The sequence below is a fragment of the Streptomyces piniterrae genome (assembly GCF_005048155.1).
GTDB lineage: Bacteria > Actinomycetota > Actinomycetes > Streptomycetales > Streptomycetaceae > Streptomyces > Streptomyces piniterrae.
Genome location: NZ_SUMB01000001.1, coordinates 217,922 through 242,938 on the forward strand (window position 1 = coordinate 217,922; position 25,017 = coordinate 242,938).

Below are 25,017 nucleotides of genomic sequence, written 5' to 3' on the forward strand. Positions count from 1 at the left end.
CGTCCGGGGGAGTGTGGGGGAAACGAGTCCGCTCCCTTCTCGTCTCCCCCCACTCCCGCAGGTCCTCACCCCACGGCGACGCGGGTTATCCGGTGCGCCGCTCGCAGGCCTTCCGCTGTGGCCCGTACGGCGTTGAGCCCGTCCGTTCCCGCGGCGCCGCCCGCGGTGACGACCGGGACACCGGCCTCGTGCAACAGCGGGGCCAGGTTCCGTACCGGGACCTGGCCGACGGCGAGCACGACGTGGTCGGCGTCGATGGAGCGGTCTCTCCCTTCCGCGTCGGCGACGATGACGCCGGCGGGTGTGATCTCCCGGTAGGTCACGCCGGTGAGCATCCGCACACCGGCGGACCTCAGGTTCCGCATGACGACCCAGCGGGTGCTGGGGCCGATGCCCGCTCCGATCCGCCGACCACGTCGCAGCAGCGTCACCTCGCGCGGCGCGCCACGGACGGCGGGTTCCGTCTCGGGCCGTGGAGTGTTCTCCGCCACGGCATGCCGGGCCAGGAACTCCTCCGGCGTCACCTCGGCATACGGGTCGGTGGTCAGGGTGTGCGCCAGATCGACTGCGATACCACCCCCGCCGATGATGACGGTCCGTCCCTGGAGCGCTTCGGGATCGGCCAACGCCTGTGCGTAGTCCCGTACATGGGGCAGCTCCGCGCCGGGCAGGGACAACCTGGCGGGGAGCACACCGGTGGCCAGCACCACACCGTGGAACGACCGCAGCTCCGGGATGTCCTCGCCGCCGATGCGACGGCCCAGGTGCAACGGCACGCCGGCTTCCAGCAGTTCCCGTACGTGGTGGCGGATGGTCTCGGCGAATTCCGCCTTTCCCGGCACCTGGGAGGCCAGCCGGAACTGACCGCCGGCGTGGGCCGCCGCTTCGTACACCTCGACATGGTGGCCCAGGCCGACCAGGGTGCGGGCGGCCTCCAGTCCGGCGATGCCCGCGCCGATCACGGCATAGCGGCCGAACGGCCCACTGCGGTGGCGGGTCGACTGCGGTGGGGGGAACTCCTCCTCGTGTCCGGCCCTGGGGTTGACGAGGCAGGACACCCTTTCGGTGCCGAAGGAGCGGTCGATGCACGCCTCGTTGCAGGCGATGCACAGAGTGACCTGGTCGGGGCGGCTCGCGGCCGACTTGGTGACGATCTCCGGGTCGGCCAGGAACGGCCGCGCCATGGCCACGAAGTCCAACTCGCCACCGGACAGGGCTTCTTCGGCCTGTGCGATGCGGTTGAAGCGGTTGGCGGCGATCACCGCGACATCCTTGTGGCCGACGGCCAGCAGTGCGCGTTTCAGTGCCTTGCCGCTGGCCGCCCAGGTGCCGGCGGGGACCTCGGACTGCACGGTGGGCACCGGTGACTCGTGCCACCCCACGCCGACGGAGAGCGCGTCGGCCCCGGCCTCGGCGAGCGCCACCGCGAGCGCGGTGACCTCGCCGGGCGGAGTGCCGCCTGTCACCAGGTCGTTGCCGGAGATGCGGAAGAGCACCGGGAAGTCCCGGCCCACGGCTGCGCGGACCCCGCGCAGCACCTCCACCGGAAACCGGCGCCGTCGTTCGGCGTCACCGCCCCACGTGTCGTCGCGCAGGTTGGTCAGCGGTGCCGTGAACTGGTTGATCAGATAGCCCTCGGACCCCATCACCTCCACGGCGTCGAATCCGAGGGCGCGTGCGGCGCACGCACCCTCGGCGAAGTCGTCGATCGTGGTGGTGATGTCCCTGGGGCTCATCTCCCGGGGGGTGCAGCGAGAGAAGCCGCTGTGCACCGGCGACGGGGCGAGGGGGAGACCGACCCCCTCGCGGGCGCCGGGCCGAGCGTACCGTCCGGCGTGGAAGAGCTGGAGCGCGATCCGTCCACCGTGGTTGTGCACCGCACGCACCGCCGCCGAGAGGGCCGCCCTGTCCCGGGAGTCGCCGATCACCCCGTACCCCGGGCCGCCCGCGCCGACGGCGTTCACTGCCACGCCTCCGGTGACGATGAGCGCCGCGCCCGCGGCCGCGCGCTCGGCGTAGAACGCGGCCAGGGCCGCGCCGTCATCGTCTCTGGTCTCCAGGTTGAGGTGCATGGCGCCCATGACGATGCGATGCGGAAGCGTCATGGTGCCGATGGCGCCGGCCCGGAAGACGTGGTCGTACATGTCGCACGCCCCTCTTCCCTCAGGATTCCCGTGTCGGGCGGGGCGGCAGACGCAGTGCTTCGCCGGCATCCGTGAAGAACGGCGGTGCGACCACGCTCAGGCCCCCGTCGACGACCAAGGTCTGGCCTGTGACGTATCCGGCGCCATCACCCAGCAGGAAGGCGACGGTGTCGGCCATCTCCTGCACGGTGCCGGGTCGCCCGGCAGGGATGCGATCCAGGACCCCGCGCATGTCGGGCATGCCCTCGACGCCGTAGAAGTAGGCGAGCGAGTCGGAATCGATCAGGCCGCCGTTCACCGCGTTGACGTTGATGCCGTACGGCGCGAACTCGACCGCCATGTAACGCACCCACGCCTCGATCGCCGCCTTCATCCCGCCGAGCGCGGCGTAGGTCGGGTAGGCGCGGATCGATCCGTAGGACGACAGCGCGACGATCCGGCCGCCGTCGTCCATGAGCCTGACCGCCTGCTGGGCGCCGAGCACGAAGGGGCGCAGGTTCATGGCGTAGGAGCGGTCCAGGTGGTGCTGGCCCAGGTCGAGGATGTTCCTGAAGACGCTGGCGGCGGCGTTGGAGACGAAGTGGTCCAGGCGTCCGTAGCGACGTCCGACCTCGTCGAACAGGGCCGTGACGCCGTCCGTCGTCTCGATGTCGGCCTGGATGGCACATCCCCGGCCGCCGGCCTCCTCGACGTCGGCGACGGTCTTCTCGGCCAGGTCGGCGTTCTTCTTGTAGTTGACGACCACGGTGCCGCCCTGGCGGGCCAGGGTGAGCGCGAGTGCGCGTCCGATGCCGCGCGAAGCGCCCGTGATGAGGGAGATCTTGGCGCCGCCGGTCGCTTCGTCCTGTCGGATGTCGTTCATCGCGCGGCTCCCGCGGTGACGGTCCCGGCCTGCCGCAGCAGTTCGCGGAAGACCACGGCTTTCTGCACCTCGTTGGGGCCCTCCTCGAAGCGCTGCGCGCGGGCGTCACGGTAGACGCGCTCGATCTTCTGGGACTTCCAGTAGCCGAGCCCGCCGTGGATCTGGAGCGCCTTGTCGGTGACGGTGGTCAGCATCGTCACCGCGTGCATCTTGGCCATCGAGGACTGCATGGACGCGTCGTCGGCGCCCTCCTCGAAGCGGCGCGCGGCGTGCAGCACGAGCTGTCGGGCCGCCTCGATGTCCGCCGCGTTCTCGGCGAGCATGAACTGAATGGCCTGACGCTCCGTCAGCGCTTTGCCGAAGGTCACCCGGGAGCGGGCGTAGTCGACGGCGAGCTGCTGGGCCCGTCGGGCGAGGCCGACGCAGCTCATCGCGACGGATATCCGCGACGGGGTGAGGAATCCGCCGAGAAACACCTCCAGCCCCTGTCCCTCCTCGCCGAGCCGGTTGTCCACGGGCACAGGGGTGCGGTCGAAGACGATCGAGGCGTGGTCGGTACCGGTGACGCCCATCGTGTGGGAGGTCTCCTCGGCCCGGACTCCGGGCGCGTCCCGCGGCACCAGCAGGGCGACTGTGCCCTCGTGGCCCCTGGTGCCCGCGACGCGCGCCGCCAGGAGGTAGTAGTCACAGCGCATCCCGAACGTGATCAAGTGCTTGCGGCCCGACAGGTAGTAGGTGTCGCCCTCGCGGACCACCGAGGTCGTGATGTCCGCTCCGGTGCCGTTGCCCGGCTCGGTCAGGGTGAACGCGATCTTGATCTCGCCCAGGACAGCCGGCACGACGAACCGCTTGCGCTGTTCGTCGGAGGCGTGACCGTCCATCGACCGCCAGATGCCGTTGACGACGTGCACGATCATGCGCAGGGAACCGTGGGAGCGGGAGAAGATCTCCATCAGCTCCATCCACTGGGTGAACCCGAGGCCCTGGCCGCCGTACTCCACCGGGGCGGCGAGCCGCAGGAACCCGAGCTCGTTGAGCTCGGTCCACACCGCCTCGGGTACCTCCCCGGTCTCCTCGATGTGTTCGGCCCAGCGCTCGCCCGGACCTTCCACCCACTGCTCGACCACTTCACGGACTTTTGCGAACCGCTGCCTGTCCATCATCTGTCGCACTCCGTCTTCTCCTGTCACTGCGCGGTATGGGGACGCAGGTGGCGCGCCCTGGCCCGCAGTTCGAACTTCTGGACCTTGCCGATCGGGTTGCGTGGGAGATCCGGGACGAGCTGGAGCCGTTCCGGCCAGTACTGCTTGGCTGCCTGGTGTCCGTCGAGGTAGCGGCACATCTCCTCGAAGCCGAGCAGCGCGCCGTCCTTGAGGACGACGAACGCACAGGCACGCTCGCCGAGTCGCTCGTCGGGCATGGCCACGATGGCCACGTCGTCGACGGCGGGGTGACCGAACAGCAGCTGCTCCATCTCGGCGACGGGGATCTTCTCGCCGCCGCGGTTGATCACGTCCTTGACCCGGCCGGTGATACGCACGTAGCCCGACTCGTCGATCACCGCGAGGTCGCCGGTGCGGAACCAGCCACCCGGGGTGAAGGCCTCCGCGGTCAGGTCGGGGCGGTCGAGATAGCCCTCGAACGTCGTCGGCGAGAGGATCTCGAAGTTGCCCTCGGTGCCCGGTGCCAGCACCTCGCCCCGGTCGTCGGTGACCCGCAGCCGTACGCCGTCGAGGACCCGCCCGTCGGTGCCCCAGCGCCGCTCCGGTGCGTCGTTCGGCGTGGACAGTGCGCCGAGGCAGGTTTCGGTGGTGCCGAAGGCGCCGCACACCTTCGTGCCCAACACCCCGCTCGCGTGCTCGGCCAGCGAGCGGGGCACGGTGGCGCCGGTGGCCACGAAGATCCGCAGATGCCGGGGCGCCTCGCCGATCTCCTCGACCGCCTTCACCAGGTCGGCCAGGAACGGCGTGGCGGCCTGGACGAACGTCGCCCGGTGCGTGTTCAGCGAGACGAGGGCGCGCCGCGCGTCCCACTCGGACTGCAGGATCTGGGGCACGCCCAGCACGGTCGCCAGCGTCATCCCGTACAGGAACCCGGTCTGGTGGGCGAGTGGAGAAGGCACCCAGACGGCGTCCTCGGGACCGAGGCCGAGATGCCGGATCTCCATCGAGACAGCCCGGACCAGGTTCGAGGACGACTGCATGACCCCCTTGGGCTCGCCGGTGGTGCCCGAGGTGAACAGCAGCTGCGCCGTCGTCTCGGCCGCCGGCTGGATCGCGTCGAGGGCCGCCCGGTCGACCGTCGTCGTCTTCAGGGCGGTCGCCCAGTCGTGCAGGCGGACGCCGTCCGGGGGCGGTTGTGGCAGTGGGCTGCTGCCGCCCGACCGGGCCAGCACCACGACATGCTCCAGGTTCGCCGTGTCCGGGCCGCGGGTGGCGGCGAGGGCGAGTGCCTCCTCCGCGGGGCGCCGAGAGCGGTACTCGTCCATGACGACGAGGACGCGGGCCCTGGAGCGACGCAGGACCAGGCCGAGTTCGCGTTCCCGGAAGAACGGGATGACCGGGCAGCAGACGGCGCCGATCCGCAGGGCCGCCAGCGACAGCACCACGTACTCCAGGCGGTTGGGCAGCTGGTACGCCACGTTCTCGCCCGGCCGCACGCCGAGTTCGAGGAGCAGCGCGGCGGCCTTGTCCACCTGGCCGGCCAGATCGCTCCAGGTGACGACGGAGTCGCCGTCCGGGCGTACGTCCACGAGGGCGGTATCACCGGGACGGGACGCGGCGTGCCGGGCGAGCCACTCCGGCAGGGTGACCTGGCAGGCGTGGTCCGGGTCCGCGGCGGGCTGGACGGGTTTGCGGGCACGGCTTCTGGCGGAGCGTCCGGGGCCCTTCTCCACGGACGTCGGCACGCCGACGGCGTTCATCATGTCGAGGAAGCCCGGATAGGAGATGCGGTAGGCGTGGGGGTACGTCAGCGTGGAGTGGCCCCCGGCGCGCGAGGAGGCGACGGCCAGCGACATCAGCACCCGGTGGTCGTTGTACGACGACAGCTCCCCGCCGACCAGACCGTCCACCCCGGTCACCCTCAAGGTGTCGTCGGCCAACTCCAGTTCGGCGCCCATGGAGTTGAGCTGGAGCATCGCGCCGGCCCGGTCGGACTCCTTCAGCCGGGTGTGCGCGACGTTGTGGAACACCGACTCGCCGTGCGCGAAGGTGGCGAGGGTGGAAAGGATGGGAAGCATGTCCGGCACGTCGCGGCAGTCGACGTCGACGGCCTTCAGCAGGGGGGCGTCCTGCTGGATCCGGACACCGCCGGCCACCGGGTCCAGTTGCATGGGGACGCCCATGGAGCGTGCTATGTCGATGAAGTGGAACTCCGGGTGGTCGGTGGGGCCACCGGTCAGGCTTGGTATTCCGCGCAGGAGTACGTCGGAGGGGTGCAGCGCGGCGGTGGCGATGCCGAAGGCCGCGGATCCGATGTCGGGGGGCAACGTCAGCTCGGTGGGCCGCACGCTCTGATTCGGCGCCACGTCGAAGCGCCGCCAGTCGGGCGTCACGGTCACTTCCAGGCCGAACTCCCGCATCATCGCGACGGTCAGCTCCAGATAGGTGCGTTCGTTGAGCGTGCCCGACACGGTGATGGTGGTGGGGCCGGTGGCGAACGGCGCGAGCAGCAGCAGTCCGGATATCCACTGGGACAAGGTGCCCGGAATGGTCACCTCGCCGCCCGTGGGCCGATGGCTCCGGATGTGAAGAGGGGGGCAGTCATTCACCGACTCCAGGCGTACGCCCATCTGTTCCAGTGCCCGCAGCAGCGGGCCCACCGGGCGGTTCCGAAAGTATTTCTGCCCGGTGATCGTGACCGCTCGGTTCGACAGGGAGGCGAGCCCGGTCATGAAATAGAGGGTGGTGCCGGAACTGCCGGCCGAGACGGCGTCCTGGACCGGCCGGTAGTGGCCGCCGAGCCCCCGCACCACAAAGGTGTCGCCCTCGCGGACGATCCGTACGCCGAGGTCGCGCAGCAGCCGAACGGTGTACTCGACGTGCCGGGCGTCGGACAGGCCGTGGATCCGGCTCTCTCCGTCCGCGAGCGAGGCGAGGATCAGTGCACGGTGTGCATGATATTTGGAGTTCGGTACGAGGATTTCGCTGGAAATCCGGTGCTGAACTCCCTTGACGAGAAGATGCATGGGATGTGTTCACTCCTAGGCATTTCGCAAAATCCTCTTGATGAATGCTCTCCGGTATCGGATCGATTCACTATCCCCTAATGGCCCCTAATGCTGCGGGGCTTACCCGCTCATAGCGGGACCGGGTAACTAGTCGAAATGCTTCTCGACGATTGCGAGCAGTTCTTCGGCGGTCGCCGATTCGATGTCGTCCGCGACCGGGTCCGACAGCCGGGTCTCGGGCGGGGCCGTCGTACGGTCGAGTCGGGCGAGCAGGGCGTCGAGCCGGGAGCCGAACCGCGCGCGGGCGCCCTGGCTGTGCGCGGCGTCCAGCAGGGTGTTCTCCAGCCAGTCGAGCTTCTCCAGGACCTCGTTGGTGAGGGCGTCCCGGTCGGGCTCGAACCGGTCGCAGAGGAAGTCGGCCACCTCCGCGGGACTCGGGTGGTCGAAGACGAGGGTGGTCGGCAGCGCGAGGCCGCTGACCACGCCGAGCCGGGCGCGCAGTTCGACGGCCATGAGGGAGTCGAACCCCATGTCGGTGAAGGCGCGGTCCACGGCGACGGCCTGCGACGTGGCATGGCCCAGCACCCCCGCGACCTCCGCGCGCACCAGATCCAGCACCGCGCCGCGCCGCGTCCCGGCATCCAAGGCCGCGAGGCGCTCGGCCAGTTCCGTCCGGGCGGGGGCCTCGCCGGCAGCAGCGGCAGGCTCCGTCAGGTGCCGAAGCAGCGGGCTGGGGCGGTTGCTGGCGAAGACGCGGGCGAAGTGGTCCCAGTCGACGTCGACGACCGTGACCGTCGTGTCGTCATGCTCCAGGGCCTGAGCGAGGGCGGCGGTGGCACCTTGGGGTGGGAGGGCACTGACACCGCGGCGCAGCATCTCCTCCTGGAAGCGGTCGTCCGCCATGCCGCCCCCGCTCCAGGGTCCCCAGGCGACGGCCGTGCCGACGGCGCCGCGTGCCCGCCGCCGCTCGACCAGTGCGTCCAGGTGAGCGTTGGCGGCGGCGTACGGGCCGTTGCCCGCGCTGCCCCAGGTGCCGGCGATGGAGGAATAGACGACGAACGCCGCCAGGTCGTCCCCCAGCACGTCGTCGAGGATTTCCGCGGCGGTGACCTTCGCGTCGGCCACCGCCGAGAAGTCGTCCCCGACGAGTTCCGTCAACGGCCGTTCGGCGGCGACACCCGCCGCGTGCACCACCGCGCGGACGGGGGCGCCCTCAGCGGCAAGGCCCTCGGCCAGCCGGCCGACGGCGTCGCGGTCGGTCACGTCGCAGGCCGTCAGGTCGACCGTCGCGCCGAGTGCCTCCAGTTCGGCGCGCAGTACCTCGGCGCCGGGAGCGGCGGGACCACGACGGCTGGCGAGGACCAGCCGGGACACACCCCGCGAGGCAAGCATGCGGGCGGTGTGCGCACCGAGCGCTCCGGTACCGCCGGTGATCAGAACCGCTCCGTCCGTCCACCCGTCCGCACCGGGTGCGTGGGCGCCGGCCCCCGGGTCGTCGGGCGTGCCGGCAGGGGTGAGGCGACGCGCACGAACGCCGTCCCCGCGCAGTGCCACCTGGTCCTCCCCGGTGGTCCCGGAAAGGACGACGGCCAAGCCGGCCGGCTCCCCTTCGGCGGGGAGATCGATCAGACCGCCCCACAGCGCCGGGTGTTCGAGGGCGGCGACGCGACCGAGGCCCCATACCTGGGCGTGCCAGGGGTCTGGTGCGGTGTCCGCCGGCCCGGTTCGTACGGCGCCCCGCGTCAGCGTCCACAGACGGGTCGATATGTCCGCGTCGTGCAGGGCCTGCAGGAGCACCAGGGTGGCCAGTGCCCCGGCCGCGACGCCGCGGTGCCTGGTGTCCTCGCCGCCGGACTCCGCCAGCAGGGACACCGTCCCCGCCACCGTGCCGTCGGCGGCCGCGGCAAGTTCCTTCGCCAACGTCGCGCGGTCCGTGCGGTGCGGATCGACGGTGATGACCCGGGGGTTCGCACCTGCGGCGGCGAGCGCCCGCCGCACGGCGTCGGCCGTCGTGGTGTCGGCGGCATCCCTGGGTACGACGATCCACCACGTGCCGTCGAGCGCCACGGCCGTGTCGTCCGCGGGCACTTGGTCCCAGGCGACGCGGTAGCGCCAGCCCGCGGCCCGAGCGAGCGTGGTGCTGGTGCGGTGCCAGTCGTGCAGCACCGGCAGCGCGGCCCGCAGGGACGTCTCCGCGTCGAGACCGAGGGTGCGGGTCAGGCCGTCGAGGTCCTGGTTTTCGACAACCTGCCAGAACCGTGCCTTCGTCGCGTCGTCCACGGAGCCGGTGCCTCGGCCCGCCGCCGTGTCCTCGTCCAGCCAGTAGCGCTCGTGCTGGAAGGAGTAGGTGGGGAGCCGGACCTGCCTGCCCTCGTCGAGCGCCGCCGTCCAGTCGACGGATACGCCGTGGGCGTGCCCGGCGCCGAGCGCCGTGACCAGGGTGCGTACCTCGGGCTGATCGCGTCGCGCGGAGGCGAGGACCGGCTTCTCCGTCCCTGCCAGAGGCGCCAGCGCGGCGTCCGGGCCGAGTTCGACGAGCACGTCAGCGTCGTCCAGGCCGCTGAGGGCGTCGGCGAAGCGTACGGCGTGGCGGGCGTGGTCGAGCCAGTACTCCGCGGACGCGAAGGGCCGTGAGCTGTCGGCCGACGGGCTGACCGGGATGGACGGCTCGTGGAAGGTCAGTTCGCCGAGGACCGCCGCGAAGTCGTCGAGCATCGGCTCCATGAGTGGCGAGTGGAAGGCGTGGCTCACCCTCAGCCGGGTTGTACGGCGGCCCTGTTCACGCCAGTGGTCCGCGATCCGCAGCACGTCGGCCTCCGTCCCGGAGACGACGACGGCTTCGGGGCCGTTCACGGCGGCGATCGCCACATCCGGTACGCCCGCGAGGCTCGCGGCCACCTCATCCTCGCCCGCGGCGATCGCGACCATGGCCCCGCCGTCCGGCAACGCCTGCATCAACTGGCCGCGCACCACGGCCAACCGGGCCCCGTCGTCCAGGGACAACGTCCCGGCCACCACCGCGGCGGCGATCTCCCCGACCGAATGCCCCGCGAGCACGGAGAACTCCACGCCCCACGACTGCCACAATCGCGCCATCGCCACTTCGAACGCGAACAACGCCGGCTGCGCGAACTCCGTCCGCTCCAACACCTCCGCGGACCCCGACCACATCACCTCCCGCAACGACCGCCCCAACAACGGATCCACCACCGCGCACACTTCGTCCAGCACATCGGCGAACACCGGGAAACGCCCCGCCAGTTCACGCCCCATACCCGACCGCTGCGCACCCTGACCGGAGAAGAGGCCCGCCACACGTCCGCGTCCGGCCGTTCCGGTGGACACCGCGCGGCGCGGCGTCGTCGCGGCCGGGTCCGCGAGTGCGGCGAGGGCGTCGAGCAGCTCCTGCCGGTCCTCGGCCACCAGGACCGCCCGATGGTCGTGAAGGGACCGGGTCATGACCAATGACCAGGCCACATCGGCCGGTTCGAGCCCCGGGCGGCCGAGCAGGTGGGAGTGCAGGGCGCGGGCCTGTGCCGGGAGTCCGGCCGCGCTGCGGGCGGTGAGCACATACGGCAGTGGAGTCCGGGCCGCGGCGGAGTCCGACGTGTCCACGGGAGCGCCGCTCTCGACGGACTCGCCGTCCACAGGTGCTCCCTCGGCGGGCTCGCCGTCGAGGGGATCGCCCTCCGCCAGCACGATGTGCGCGTTCGTGCCGCTGATACCGAACGACGACACGCCGGCCAGGCGCGGCCGGTCGCCTCGGGGCCAGGGGCGTTCCTCGGTGAGGAGTCGCACGGCCTCCGACGACCAGTCCACCTCGGGTGACGGCGGGTCGGCGTGCAGCGTGCGGGGCAGCAGTTCGTGTCGCAGTGCCTGCACCATCTTGATCACACCGCCGACTCCGGCCGCCGCCTGTGCGTGGCCGATGTTCGACTTCAGCGACCCGAGGTACAGCGGCCGCTCCGCCTCGCGCTCCCGGCCGTAGGTCGCGATCAGGGCCTGGGCCTCGATCGGGTCGCCCAGCCGGGTGCCGGTGCCGTGCGCCTCGACGGCGTCGACCTCGGTGGCTGCGATGCCCGCCTGCGCGAGCGCGGCCGCCACGACGCGTTGCTGCGCGGGACCGCTCGGGGCGGTCAGGCCGTTGGACGCACCGTCCTGGTTGACGGCGGAGCCCTGGACCACGGCGAGGACCTCGTGTCCCAGCCGGCGCGCGTCGGACAGCCGTTCCACGACGAGCAGGCCGACGCCCTCCGACCAGCCGGTGCCGTCCGCGTCGGCGGAGAACGACTTGCACCGGCCGTCCACGGCCAGGCCGCCCTGGCGGCTGAACTCGACGAAGATGTGCGGTGACGCCATCACGGTGGCGCCGCCCGCCAGCGCGAGATCACACTCGCCCCGGCGCAGCGCCTGGCCGGCGAGGTGCAGGGCGACCAGCGAGGTCGAGCAGGCGGTGTCGAGCGTGACCGCCGGGCCCTGAAGGCCGAGAAGGTAGGAGATACGCCCGGACATGACGCTGTTGCTGTTGGCGATGCCGATGATCCCCTCAAGGTTCTCCGGCGTGCTGCTCAGACGCGAGAAGTAGTCGTTGTACATGGTGCCGACGAACACGCCGGTACGGCTGTCGTGCAGGGTGTCGGGAGCGATCCCCGCATGCTCCACGGCCTCCCAGGACGCCTCCAGCAGCAGCCGCTGCTGCGGGTCCATGGCCAGCGCCTCACGGGGCGAGATACCGAAGAAGGCCGCGTCGAACCCGGCGGGGTCGTCGAGGAATCCACCCTGACTGGTGTACGTGGTACCGGCCCGGGAGCGGTCCGGGTGGTAGAGGCCCGCCAGGTCCCATCCCCGGTCGGTGGGGAATTCGCCGACGGCGTCCCGGCCCTGCGCTACGAGTCGCCACAGATCCTCGGGAGACGCGACACCGCCCGGGTAGCGGCAGGCCATCCCGACGATGGCGAGGGGTTCGTCGGCGACGGCCGTCCTGGGCGTGGCGGGCTGCCGGGGGAGTGGCGACGGCTCGGTGGCGAGCTCGCTCTCCAGGTGCCGGGCGAGCGCGCCGGCGGTCGGATGGTCGAAGACCAGCGTCGCGGGCAGACGGACACCGGTCGCGGCCGAAAGCCGGTTGCGCAGTTGGACGGACATGAGGGAGTCGAAACCGAACTCGCCCAGCGGGCGCTCCGCGTCGACCGCGCTCATGTCGTGGTGCCCGACGGCCGAGGCGATCTCGGCCCGTACGAGGTCGGACAACGCCTTGCCGCGGTCCCCGGACGGGAGGGCGGCCAGCCGCTCGGCCGTCGATCCGGGCGCGGCCGTCGCGGCGGACGCCGTTGTGTGGCGCGGCGCGGGACGGAGAGCCGTGAAGAGCGGGGCAGGACGGCCGGCGGCGAACACCGGCAGGAAACGCGACCACGCCACGTCGGCCAGAACCCGGTTCTCGCCGAGGGACACCGCCGTCGACAGCGCCGCCACGGCGTCGTCGACCGGGAGCGGGATGAGGCCCTGGCGTCGCAGCCGTCGCTCCAGGTCGGCGTCGACCATGCCGCCGCCCGACCATGGACCCCATGCGAGCGCCGTGCCGGCCAGACCGCGTGCTTGGCGCCGGGCGGCCAGCGCCTCCAGCACGGCGTTGCCCGCCCCGTACGCGCTCTGCCCCGAAGCTCCCCAGACACCGGAGACGGAGGAGAAGACGACGAAGGCGTCCAAGTCGGCTTCGCCGAGCACCTCGTCGAGGACCCGGGCACCGCCCGCCTTGCCCTCCAGGACGGCGTGGAACCGGTCGAGGGTGGTCTCCAGCAACGGTGTCTCGTCGGCGACTCCCGCAGCATGGAACACCGCGCGGACGGGGGTGCCCGCGTCCGCCGCCTCACGCACCAGCTCGGCCATGGCGGACCGGTCGGCGACATCGGCGGCGACGATCCGTACCGGGGTGCCGGTGGCGGCCAGTTCGGCCAGCAGTTCCTGCGCGCCGGGCGCCTCCGGACCCCGGCGGGAGACGAGCAGCAGGGAGCAGCCGCCGAGGCCCGCGGCCCAGCGGGCGACATGACCGCCCAGCGCCCCGGTGCCCCCGGTGATCACCACTGTGCCGGACGGCGTCCAGTCGGCGGCCGGTTGCGTCGCCCGTTCCGGCTTGATCAGGCGGCGTACGGACACCCCGTCGGGCCTGAGGCGGATCTGGTCCTCGCCCGTGCCCGCGGAGAGCAGGCCGGCCAGGCAGTCGAGGTCGGGCCGTACGCCGGCCGGGGGCAGATCGACCAGGCCGCCCCAGCGGTCCGGGAGTTCGAGGGCCGCCGCCCGGCCTGCGCCCCACACGGCGGCCGTGTCGAGCTCGTCGTCCGACTCATGGGTCAGGCACCACACCGGGGCGTCCACACCGGCGTCGGTGAGCGCCTGCAGCGCGGTGACGAGGAGGTCCGGGTGGGCGGCGAACAGCAGCACACCCATCGGGTCCGCGGCTGTGGGAACTTGTGTGACGTCGGCCAGCCGTGCCACGAGACCGGGGCGGTCCGCGGTGGTGTCGAGATCGACGGCGAGCGTGTGCTCGGCCAGGTCCCGGGTCCAGGAGACGTCCGTCGCCGGTGGCGCGAGGACGATCCAGGTGCCGGGGAGCCGGTCGGCACGCGGCGGGTCGGGCAGGATCTGCCAGGTGACCTCGTAGCCGAGGCGATGGATGTGCCCGTCCGCCCGTGCCGTCAGCCGGGCGGTGTCAGCCACCCTCAGCACCAGTTCCCCGATGGTGAGGACCGGGTCCCCGGTGCTGGTGACCGCGTCCAGGCGCATGGTCTCGGCGCCGGTCCTCAGGCGTACGCGCAGTTCGGAGGCGCCGGGGGAGTGCACGGTCACCCGGCCGAAGGCGAAGGGCAGCCGGACCTGCTGACCGGAGTCGGCGGCTGCCAGCGGGTGCAGGGCGGCGTCCAGCAGCGCGGGGTGGCAGCCGTACCGGCCGTCGTGGGCCGGCTCGGGGAGGACGACCTCGGCGTACAGCTCGTCGCCGGACCGCCATAGCGCCCGCAGGCCGCGGAAGACCGGGCCGTAGCCGTAGCCACGGGCGGCGAGGGTGTCGTAGAGCTCCTCGACCGGCATCTCCTCGGCGCCCTGCGGCGGCCACTGTCCGATGGCCCACTCGGCGTCGGTGCGAGGGTTCCCCTGAGGGGAGGACGCGGGGGGCTCTGCCACGAGCCTTCCCGTGGCGTACTCCACCCAGTCGCTGTCGCCGTCGCTCCGGCCTCGGACGACCAGCGCGCGCTCCGGCTCGCCCGGCGGTTCGACCCAGACCTGGATGTCGGTGCCGGCGGCGGGCAGGACGAGCGGCGTCTGGACGACGAGGTCGGCGACCTGCCGCCACCCCACCTGCCGGGCGGCCCGCAGGGCGAGTTCCAGGAAACCGGTACCGGGGAAGAGCACGGCACCGGAGACCGCGTGGTCGGCGAGCCAGGGGTCACGGTCGGGCGAGATCCTGCCGGTGAGCACCACGCCGCCCTGACCCGGCAGTTCCACGATGCCGGACAGCAGGGGGTGGTCCAGCGCGTCGGCACCGTCACCCGTGAGGGCGGGGGGCGCGAGCCAGTAGCGTCGGTGCTGGAAGGGGTAGGCGGGCAGGTCGGCACGGGGAGCAGCCGGGAAGAGGGCCGTCCAGTCGACCTCGACGCCATGCGCATGGGCCTCGCCGAGCGCGGTCAGCAGAGTCAGGGTCTCGCTCTGCTCACGGCGGCAACTCGGCAGAACCGTACGACCGGTGTCGATCAGCGGTGCCAGGACCGCGTCGGGGCCGATCTCGACGACGACGTCCACCTCCGCGAGTCGCGTGACGGCGTCATGGAACCGCACCGCCCGACGGGCGTGGTCGACCCAGTAGGCCGAGGTGGCGAACGGATGCGTGGTCTCGGCCGACGCCATCACCGGCAGCGTCGGCTCCCTCCGGTCCAACTCCTCCGCCACCACACGGAACTCGTCCAGAACCGGTTCCATCAACGGCGAGTGGAACGCGTGGCTGACCCGTAGCCGGCTCGTGCGCCGACCACGCTCGCGCCATATCCCGGCGACCCGCTCGACCTCCTCACGGGCACCGGAGACCACCACCGCCTCAGGGCCGTTGACCGCGGCGATGCCCACGAGCGCCGGATCCCCCAGCGTCGCGGCGACCTCCTCCTCGCCGGCGGCGACCGCCAGCATCGCTCCGCCCTCCGGCAACCGCTGCATCAGCCGGCCGCGCACCACGGCCAACCGGGCCCCGTCCTCCAGGGACAACGCCCCGGCCACGACCGCGACGGCGATCTCCCCCACGGAGTGCCCCGCGAGCACGGAGAACTCCACGCCCCACGACTGCCACAACCGCGCCATCGCCACCTCGAACGCGAACAACGCCGGCTGCGCGAACTCCGTCCGCTCCAACACCTCCGTAGGCCCCGACCACATCACCTCCCGCAACGACCGCCCCAACAACGGATCCACCACCGCGCACACCTCGTCCAGCGCCCCGGCGAACACCGGGAAATCCGCGGCCAGTTGATGGCCCATCCCGACGTGCTGAGCGCCTTGGCCGGAGAACACAGCCGCCACTCGACCGCCGCCGGCGGCCACGGGAGTGACGTCACCGAGCCCGGCCAGCACGGCGTCGCGGTCACCCGTGACCGTCGCACGATGCTCGAACGCCGTCCGGTGCACAGCCGACTCCCGCGCCGCCCGCGCGAGGGACAGCTCCGGCCGAGCCGCCAGGTGGCCCCGCAGTGCCGCCGCCTGCGCACGCACGGCCCCCGGCGTCCTGCCCGACAGCACCAGCGGTACCGATGTCTCCGCCCACGGGGCAGACGGCTCCGTCTCTTTCTCTCCGGCGGGCTCGGGGACGAACTCCTCCACGATCACATGCGCGTTCGTGCCGCTCATTCCGAAGGAGGACACACCAGCCCGACGCGGGCGGTCCTCGACGCGCTCCCACGCCCGCTCCCGCGCCAGCAGCGCGACCGCCCCCGAGGACCAGTCGACCTCCGTCGACGGACGCTCCGCGTAAAGGCTCCGTGGCAGTACGCCGTGCCGCAGGGCCTGCACCATCTTGATCACGCCACCGACGCCCGCGGCCGCCTGGGTGTGCCCGATGTTCGACTTCAACGAACCGAGCCACAGCGGCCGTTGTGCCGAACGCCCCCTGCCGTACGTCGCCATCAAGGCCTGTGCCTCGATGGGATCGCCCAGCCGCGTTCCCGTCCCGTGCGCCTCCACCACGTCGATCTCGTCCGCGGTCAGACGAGCACTGCGCAGAGCCGAGTCGATGACGCGCTGCTGAGCGGGACCACTCGGCGCCGTCATCCCGTTCGAGGCACCGTCCTGGTTGACCGCGCTGCCCCGTACCACCGCCAGGACCTCGTGCCCCAGCCGCCGCGCGTCCGACAACCGCTCCACGGCCAGCACGCCCACCCCCTCGGACCAGCCGGTTCCGTCTCCGTCGTCGGCGAAGGAGTGGCAACGGCCGTCGGTGGACAGCACCCGCTGACGGCTGTACTCGACGAAGAAGGTGGGGCCGGCCATGATCGCGACGCCGCCGGCCAGAGCCAGATCGCACTCGCCCGCGCGGAGCGACTGACATGCCAGGTGCAGGGAGACGAGCGATGAGGAGCACGCGGTGTCGACGGTGACGGCTGGACCCTCCAGGCCGAAGTGGTAGGCGACCCTGCCGACGGCCATGCTGCCCGCGCTGCCCATGTGGACGTAGCCCTCGAACCCGTCAGGGGCTTTGGTGAAACGGCTGCCGTAGTCGTGGTGCATGACACCTGTGAACACGCCCGTGCGGCTGCCGCGCAGGACGGCGGGACGGATGCCCGCGCTCTCCAGCGCCTCCCAGGACGTCTCCAGCAGCAGCCGCTGCTGCGGGTCCATGGCCAGCGCCTCTCGTGGGCTGAGTCCGAAGAAGTCGGCGTCGAAGAGGTCGATGTCGGTGAGGAAGCCGCCTTCGCGGGTGTACGACTTCCCGACGGCGTCCGGGTCGGGGTCGTAGAGGCCGGCCACATCCCAGCCGCGGTCCTGCGGGAAGCCGCTGATGGCGTCGCGCCCCTCCACGACGAGCCGCCACAGGTCGTCGGCGCCGTGCACCCCGCCCGGATAGCGGCAACCGATGCCCACGATCGCGATCGGCTCGTGGTTCTTCGTCTCGGCGTCCCGCAGCCGCGATCGGGTCTTCTGCAGATCGGTGGTGACCTTGCGGAGGTATGCGACGAGCTGGCTTTCGTCTGTTGTCATGTCTTGCACCTATCGGCTTCGCGGCGGTCTGCCCGGAACAGGGCGCGACGGGAACAGGAGTGGTGGCAGCGGGATCGGTGGCGGCTCCGCCCAGGGCCTGCGGGGCCGACGGGGTCGCCCGGGGTCAGATGTCGCCCAACTCGGTGTCGATGAACTGCATCAGCTCGGCGGCACTGGCCGAGGCGAGCCCGTCCGCCTCGGCGACCGGCCTGGCGTCGAGTGCGGCCAGCCGGTCCAACAGCTCGGTGAGACGGCCGGCCAGGGCCTTGCGGGTGGAGGTGTCGGTGAGCGGGGACAGGCCCCTGCTCTCGATCTGCTCGACCACTTCCAGCAGCGGCTGTTCGGCCGGCGCGGCGCCGGCCGCGCCGAGGTCGAGGTGCCCCAAGAGATGCAGGGCCAGCGCGTTCGGCGTCGGATGGTCGAAGACCAGCGTGGCGGGCAGCTTGACGTTGATGAGACCGGCGAACCTGTTGCGCAGCTCAACGGACATCAGGGAGTCGAACCCGATCTCCTTGAGCGCACGGTCGGGACCGACCCGCTCGGGTCCGGACTCTCCGATGAGTGCCGCCACATGGGTCCGCACGACCTCGGTCAGGGCGGGGAGCCGTTCGGCGTCCGGCAGTGCGGCGAGCCGCTGCGTGAGGCTCTGCGTCTCGCCCTCGGTAGGCCGGCCGTCCGACGATGCCAGGGGCTCAACGGCGGCCTTCTCCTCGAACGAGCCGAGCAGCGGACTGGGCCGGGACGCGGTGAACGCCGGCAGGAAGCGCGACCAGGTGATGTCGGCCACCACCGGGTCCCACGCGCTGTCGGCCATGATGCTCTGCTCCAGGGCCTGGACAGCGGCAGGCACCAGGAGAGGGGTCAGACCACGCTTGCGCAGTTCCCGTTCATCGTGCTCGGTCAGCATGCCGCCGCCCGCCCACGGCCCCCAGGCGACGGAGGTCGCGGGCTTGCCCTGCTCGCGTCGACGCCGGGCGAGCGCGTCGAGGCAGGCGTTGCCCGCGGCGTACCCGGCCTGGCCCGCGGCGCCCCAGACTCCGGAGATGGAGGAGAACAGGACGAAGTCGTCGAGGTCCGGCAGCAGTTCGTCGAGCAGCAGGGCACCTTCGACCTTGGCCGCCATCTGGGCCGCCAGTTCCTCGGCCCCGGTCTGCGCGATCGGTACGTCCCGGACCACGCCCGCGGCATGTACCACGGTGCGCACGGGGGTCCCCTCTGCTGCCAGGGTGGCGATCAAACCGCCCATCGCGGAACGGTCCGTCACATCGACGGCGACGACATCGGCCTTGGCGCCGAACGCGGAGATCTCCGCCAGCAGTTCGGTGGCGCCGGGGGCCGTCGGACCCTGACGGGAGAGGAGGAGGATACGGTCGGCGCTGTTCTGCTCGGCGATCCGGCGAGCGACGTGCCCACCGAGACCGCCGGTCCCGCCGGTGATCAGCACAGTGCCCTTGGGCGCCCAGGTACTGCTCTGCGGCGCTGTCGCGGTCACCAGCCTACGAGCCCACAGACGTCCGTCGCGAAGGGCGAGTTGGTCCTCGGCGTCGTCGGCGTCGTCGCCGTCGCCGTCGCCGGTGAGGATCCCGGCGAGTGCCCGTCGGGTGGCGTCGTCGATCCGCTCGGGCAGATCCACCAGTCCGCCCCAGCGGTCGGGCAGTTCCAGTGCGGCGACCCGGCCGAGCCCCCAGACACCCGCCGCCCGCACGTCGGCGGCGGGGTCGGCGGTCCCCACTCCGACGGCACCGCTCGTGACGCACCAGACCGGGCCGGTCTGCCGCCCGGCGACCTCGTGCAGGGCGGCGAGCAGGTCCTCCGCGCGTCCGGCGCCGACCAGCACCCCGTCCGGCGCGGTCGAGCGGTCCCAGGAAGCGGCGGTGACCGGGTCTTCGAAGAGGGAGCCGAGCGCCGAGGGCACCTCGCCGAGCAGGAGCCAGTTCCCGGGCACCCGGTCGGCGGTGGCGGCCCGCCCCAACTGCCGCCACGTCACGGAAAACCACCCGGTGCGGCCGGTCGCCCCCGCCGCTTCCAGCTGTGCGCGCTCGATGGAGCGCAAGGTGAGGCCCTCCATGGCGAGGACGGGGGACCCGGCGTCGTCCGTGATCCACACGGCGGCGGAGTCGACGTCCGCCCGGATACGCACCCGCAGCCGCCGGGCATCCGAGGAGAACAGGGACACGCCGTTGAAGGAGAACGGCAGCCGGATCTCGCCGGCCTCGTAGAGGCTGCCGGTGATCGGCAGGGCATGCAGGGCGGCGTCCAGCAGCGCGGGGTGGATACCGAACCCGCGAGGCTGCCCCTCGGGCAGCACGACCTCCGCGAAGAGGTCGCCGTCACGCTCCCAGAGGGCCTTGGTGCCCCAGAAAGCCGGGCCGTACTCGTAGCCACGGGCGGCGAGGTCCTCGTAGAAGGAGTCGCCGACGAGCTGCCGCGCACCGGCCGGGGGCCAGACCTCGCCGGCCCAGTCGCCGTCGCTGAAGCCTTCGGTGTCGGCGGCGCGCGCCGCGAGGAGGCCGGTGGCATGCAGCGTCCAGTCGCCGCCGGTCTCCCTGGTACGGATCCGCAGCTCACGCTCGGCGCCCTGGTCAGGACCCACCCACACCTGAAGGTCACGGGGCTTGCCGTCGGTGAACACCATGGGCGCGCGCAGGACGAGTTCGTCGACCGACCCGGCGCCGGACGAGCGGGCCGCTTCGAGCGCGAGCTCGACGAAGCCCGTGCCGGGCAGCAGCATCGTGCCCATGACGACGTGGTGCGACAGCCACGGGTCGCTGCCGGGTGTCAGCCTGCCGGACAGCAGCAGGCCCCCCGCATCCGGCAGATCGGTGCGCGAGGTGAGCATCGGGTGCGGCTGCGGATCCGCTCCCGCGCAGACACGGTTGGTGGTGTCCGACGCGGAGTCCCAAAAGCGCTGCCGTTGGAAGGCGTACGTGGGCAGGTCGGCGCGGGGAGCGGGCGGCAGGACGGCGGCCCAGTCGACGTCGGCGCCATGGGCGTGGGCCCGGCCCAGCGCGGTGAGGACGGTGTGCGTCTCGGACTGGCCGCGCCGGGTGCTGGGCAGGACGGTGTGACCGGTCTCGATCAGCGGGGCCAGGGCGGCGTCCGGGCCGACCTCGATCAGGATGTCTGCTTCCGGAAGCCGCCCTGTCGCGTCGCCGAACCGTACGGCGTTGCGCGCATGGTCGACCCAGTAGGCAGGGGTGTCGATGGGGTGGGCGGTGTCGGCGGTGGCACTGATCGGGAGGGTCGGCGGCTGGAAGCGCAGTTCCTCCACCACCGAACGGAACTCGTCGAGGATCGGCTCCATCAGCGGTGAGTGGAAGGCGTGGCTCACCCGGAGCTCGGCGACCCGCCGGCCGCGTTCATGCCAGATCTCGCCCACGCGTGCCACTTCGCCGCGGGCACCGGAGACGACGACCGCCTCGGGCCCGTTGACCGCGGCGATTCCGACGAGCGCGGAATCGCCCAGAGTGGCCGTCACCTCATCCTCGCCCGCCGCGATGGCGAGCATGGCGCCCCCGCCGGGCAGGGACTGCATCAACCGCCCCCGGGCCACCACCAGCCGCGCCGCGTCCGGCACCGTCAGCACCCCGGCGACGACGGCGGCGGCGATCTCGCCCACCGAGTGGCCGACGACAGCCGTGAACGACACGCCCCAGGACCGCCACAGCCGGGCCAGCGCCACCTCGAACGCGAACAGCGCGGGCTGTGCGAACTCCGTCCGGCCCAGTAGTTCCGGATCTTCGGACCACATCACCTCCCGCAGTCCACGTCCGAGCTCCGCGTCGAGGTGGCCGCACACCTCCGTCAAGGCCTCGTCGAACACCGGGAAGTGCTCGGCCAGTTGCCGGCCCATACCCGCGCGCTGCGCACCCTGGCCGGAGAACACGGCCGCCACCTTGCCGGACCCGGCGAGCACCGGAGAGACGTCGCCGAGACCGGCCCGCACCCCCTCCCGGTCGCCCGTGACCACGGCACGGTGCTCGAACGTCGTACGGCACGTGGCCAGCTCCCGGGCGACGTGCGGCAGCGGCAGCTCCGGGTGGGACGCGAGGTGCTCCCGCAGCGCCAGGGCCTGCCCGCGTACGGCGTCCGGGGTCTTGCCGGAGAGCACCAGCGGCACCGCCACGTCCGCCCAGGGAACGGCGGACTCCGCGCCCTTGGAGGTCTCGGGAGTCTCAGGGGCGAACTCCTCCAGGATGACGTGCGCGTTCGTCCCGCTGATCCCGAAGGCGGAGACACCGGCCCGGCGCGGGCGGCCGTCGGCGCGTTCCCACTCGCGCGACTCGGCCAGCAGCTCGACCGTGTGCGGTGACCACTCCACCTCCTTCGTCGGATGGTCCGCGTACAGGCTGCGCGGCATCACACCGTGCCGCAGCGCCTGCACCATCTTCACCACCCCGGCCACCCCGGCCGCCGCCTGCGCGTGCCCGATGTTCGACTTCAAGGACCCGACGTACAACGGCCGTTCGGCGGGGCGGTCGCTCCCGTACGTCGCCATCAGCGCCTGTGCCTCGATGGGGTCGCCCAGTCGCGTCCCGGTGCCGTGCGCCTCCACCACGTCGATGTCCGCGGCGCGCAGGTCGGCGCTGTCCAGCGCGGCCCGGATCACCCGCTGCTGGGCGGGGCCGTTGGGCGCGGTGAGGCCGTTGGAGGCGCCGTCCTGGTTGACGGCGCTCCCCCTGACCACCGCCAGCACCTCATGGCCCAGTCGCCGTGCGTCGGACAGCCGCTCCACCACCAGGACGGCCACGCCCTCGGCCATGCCGAAGCCGTCGGCATCGGCGGAGAACGGTTTGGAACGGCCGTCGGGCGCGAGCGCGCGGAGCCTGCTGAACTCGATGAACAAACCGGGTTCGGCCATCACCGTCGCCCCGCCGACCAGGGCCAGGTCACTCTCGCCGCGGCGCAGCGACTGACCCGCCAGGTGCAGCGCCACCAATGAGGAGGAGCAGGCCGTGTCGAGGGTGAGGGCGGGACCTTCCAGGCCCAGGACGTAGGACAGCCGACCGGAGACCACGCTGGAGGTGGTACCCGTCATCACATAGCCCTCCAGGTCGGGCCGTGCCTGGTGCAGCGGCCTGCCGTACGGCAGGCTCATGACGCCGGTGAAGACCCCGGTCCGGCTGCCCCGCAGGGTCGTGCTGTCGATTCCGCCGCGTTCCAGCGCTTCCCACGACGTCTCCAGGAGCAGCCGCTGCTGCGGGTCCATCGCCAGTGCCTCACGCGAGGAGATGCCGAAGAAGGCGGCGTCGAACTCCGCCACGCCGTCGAGCAGGGCGGCTTCGCGTTGGTACGAGGTGCCCGGCTGCGAGGCGTCGGGATCGTACAGCGCGGTGAGGTCCCAGCCGCGGTCGGCCGGGAAGGCCGCGACCGCGTCGCGCCCTTCGTGCACCAGCTGCCACAACTCGTCCGGGGAGCCGACCCCGCCGGGGAACCGGCAGGCCATGCCGACGATGGCGAGCGGCTCGTCGGGGTCGGCCGGCGCTGTCGCGGCCGGTGCCGGTTCGTCGCCGCCGAACACGGCGCGCAGCAGTTCCTCCGCCAGCGTGCGCGGAGTGGGGTGGTCGAACAGGACCGTCACGGGCAGCCGCAGCCCTGTCATCTCGACCAGCCGGTTGCGGACCCGGAGGGCGCCCGCGGAGTCCACCCCCAGCGACCAGAACGCCTCGTCCGCGCCGATGGCCGTCGCCGAAGGCTCGATCTCCGCGGCCACGGCGTCCGCCACGAGGCGTACGGCCTCTTCGACGCGTTGTGCCGGGTCGCACCCGAGCAGCCGCTCGCGCAGTCCGGTGCCGGGCTCGGTGCCGCCGCTGCCGGCGGCGTCCGCGGTGTCCAGGTCGAGCCGGTACGGAGGCAGCGTGACGCGGCGTGCGTCGGGGAGGACGGTGCTCCAGTCCGGGGCGACGCCGTGCAGGTGTGCCTCGGCCAGGGCGCGGAGGTAGCGGTCGTGGCCCGCGTCGTCACGACGCATGGTTTCGAGGACGACGACGTCCCGGCCGATGTGCGCGGCGGTCTCCTCGATCGACAGGGTGAGCACCGGGTGCGGGCTGATCTCCACGAACACGCGGTGGCCCTGGCCGAGCAGTTCCTCGATGACCTGCTGGAACCGGGCCGGCTCCCGAAGGCTGAGGAACCAGTGCTCGGCGTCCAGGTCGCCGGTGTCGAGCGGATCGGTCGTAGTGGACGTGTACACGGGTATCTCGGTGGCGCGCGGCCGTACCGCCGCGGCCTCCCGCACCAGATACTCGTGGGCGGGCTCCATGCGTCGCGAGTGCCCGGCGATCCCGATGGGCAGCAGTGTGGCCCGTACGTCCCGGTCGCGCAGCCTCTCCAACAAGGCCGCCGCGGACTCGGTGGTGCCCGCGACGACCGTCGAGCGAGGGCCGTTGACGACCGCGATGTCCAGGTCCAGATCCCACTCGGCGACCAGTTCGGCGACCTGTTCGGCGGGGAGCGCCACGGCGACCATCTCTCCGTTGCCCTGGAGCCGCGCCAGTGCCTTGCTGACGGCGGCGACCAGCCTCGCGCCGTCCGCCAGGGTGAGCGCTCCAGCGGCGGTCACCGCCGCGATCTCGCCGAAACTGTGGCCCACGACCGCGGCGGGCGTGACGCCGTTCGACCGCCACAGCTCCGCGAGCGACACCATGACGGCGAACAGGGCCGGCTGGATCACCTCGACCCGCTCCAGCGGGAGGGCCCCGGAGAGCACGTCGTCGAGCTCGAAATCCACGAACGGGCGCAGTTCCCGCGCGCATTCGGCCAGTTTGTCCCGGAAGACCGGGGCCTCGGCGGCGAGTTCGCGAGCCATCCCCACCCACTGGGCGCCCTGGCCAGGGAAGACGAACACCGCGGACTCGGGTCCACCGCTCCCGGCCCGTACCGCCATATCGCTCGCGCGGCCCTCGGCCACCGCGCGAAGGGCCGCGACGATGGCATCCCGGTCGGCCGCGGTGACCATCGCCCGGTGCGGCCAGAGCGTGCGGGTCGTGGCCTGGGTGAAGGCGGCGTCGGCCAGGGAGATGTCCGCACGCTCCTGGAGGTGGCCCGCCAGACGGCCGGCATGGGCGCGCAGACCGGCGTCGGTACGGCCGGACAGCAGGAGCGGGACGGTGCCGGTACTCGTGGCATCCGGGGTGCTCGTGCGGTCCCGGGGCCTGAGCGCGCGCAGCTGTGCCACGCGCTCCTCGGCATCGTCGGAGAGCGGACCGTAGTGCTCGGCATCGGCCGACTCCAGAGCGAGCGCCACCGCTACGTCGCCGGTCGCGTCGCGGACGACGACCAGTGCGGGGCGATCCGCGCGCAGACACGTCTCGGCCGCCGCGAAGATCTGGCCGGAGTCCTGCCGAGAACGCACGCTCACACCAGGGATTTGGTCCCAGTCCGGCAGGTCCTCCTCGTCCGTCCGTGCGAGCAGAACCACCACGCGGCTGCGGGCGGACGGAACCACTTGGGCATCCTCGATCGCGGCCCAGAGGGCCGACGACACCGAAGCGACGCCGAATTCCTCCCGGCGGGCCACACCCACGACGACGACGCGCTGAATTCCTGCTGTCATACCGAACAACCCAAGCAAGAGGGTCCTGGCCGCGACACCCCTATCACCCCCGAATGCG

Annotated in this window: 6 protein-coding genes; all 6 read right to left on the bottom strand. The window is 72.1% G+C overall.

Features of this window, described 5'->3' with window-relative positions; translation table 11 throughout:
* Positions 1-65: 65 nt before the first annotated feature.
* The gene (locus FCH28_RS00955) at positions 66-2,144 is read right to left on the bottom strand and encodes an oxidoreductase (RefSeq protein ID WP_136737725.1); all 2,079 of its coding nucleotides are present in this window, start codon (positions 2,142-2,144) and stop codon (positions 66-68) included.
* A 19-nt stretch (positions 2,145-2,163) separates the two neighbouring features.
* Complete coding sequence (chcA, locus tag FCH28_RS00960) at positions 2,164-3,006, bottom strand: 1-cyclohexenylcarbonyl-CoA reductase (RefSeq protein ID WP_136737726.1); 843 nt, start codon at positions 3,004-3,006, stop codon at positions 2,164-2,166.
* Positions 3,003-4,169: an acyl-CoA dehydrogenase family protein gene (locus FCH28_RS00965; protein ID WP_136738303.1), complete on the bottom strand. Its 1,167-nt coding sequence runs from the start codon at positions 4,167-4,169 to the stop codon at positions 3,003-3,005. The genes chcA and FCH28_RS00965 overlap by 4 nt, the downstream gene beginning before the upstream one ends.
* Before the next feature lie 23 nt (positions 4,170-4,192).
* Positions 4,193-7,195: a 3-phosphoshikimate 1-carboxyvinyltransferase gene (aroA, locus tag FCH28_RS00970; protein ID WP_136737727.1), complete on the bottom strand. Its 3,003-nt coding sequence runs from the start codon at positions 7,193-7,195 to the stop codon at positions 4,193-4,195.
* 129 nt (positions 7,196-7,324) lie between these two features.
* Complete coding sequence (locus FCH28_RS00975; RefSeq protein WP_136737728.1) at positions 7,325-17,404, bottom strand: type I polyketide synthase; 10,080 nt, start codon at positions 17,402-17,404, stop codon at positions 7,325-7,327.
* 124 nt (positions 17,405-17,528) lie between these two features.
* On the bottom strand, positions 17,529-24,959 hold the full coding sequence (locus tag FCH28_RS00980; protein ID WP_246102231.1) for a type I polyketide synthase: 7,431 nt from the start codon (positions 24,957-24,959) through the stop codon (positions 17,529-17,531).
* Positions 24,960-25,017 lie beyond the last annotated feature (58 nt).

Bases quoted from the DNA above. Each gene is read 5' to 3' on its own strand.
- FCH28_RS00975 (WP_136737728.1), bottom strand. From the start codon at position 17,404: ATGACAACAGACGAAAGCCAGCTCGTCGCATACCTCCGCAAGGTCACC.
- FCH28_RS00980 (WP_246102231.1), bottom strand. From the start codon at position 24,959: ATGACAGCAGGAATTCAGCGCGTCGTCGTCGTGGGTGTGGCCCGCCGG.
- aroA (WP_136737727.1), bottom strand. From the start codon at position 7,195: ATGCATCTTCTCGTCAAGGGAGTTCAGCACCGGATTTCCAGCGAAATC.
- FCH28_RS00955 (WP_136737725.1), bottom strand. From the start codon at position 2,144: ATGTACGACCACGTCTTCCGGGCCGGCGCCATCGGCACCATGACGCTT.
- chcA (WP_136737726.1), bottom strand. From the start codon at position 3,006: ATGAACGACATCCGACAGGACGAAGCGACCGGCGGCGCCAAGATCTCC.
- FCH28_RS00965 (WP_136738303.1), bottom strand. From the start codon at position 4,169: ATGATGGACAGGCAGCGGTTCGCAAAAGTCCGTGAAGTGGTCGAGCAG.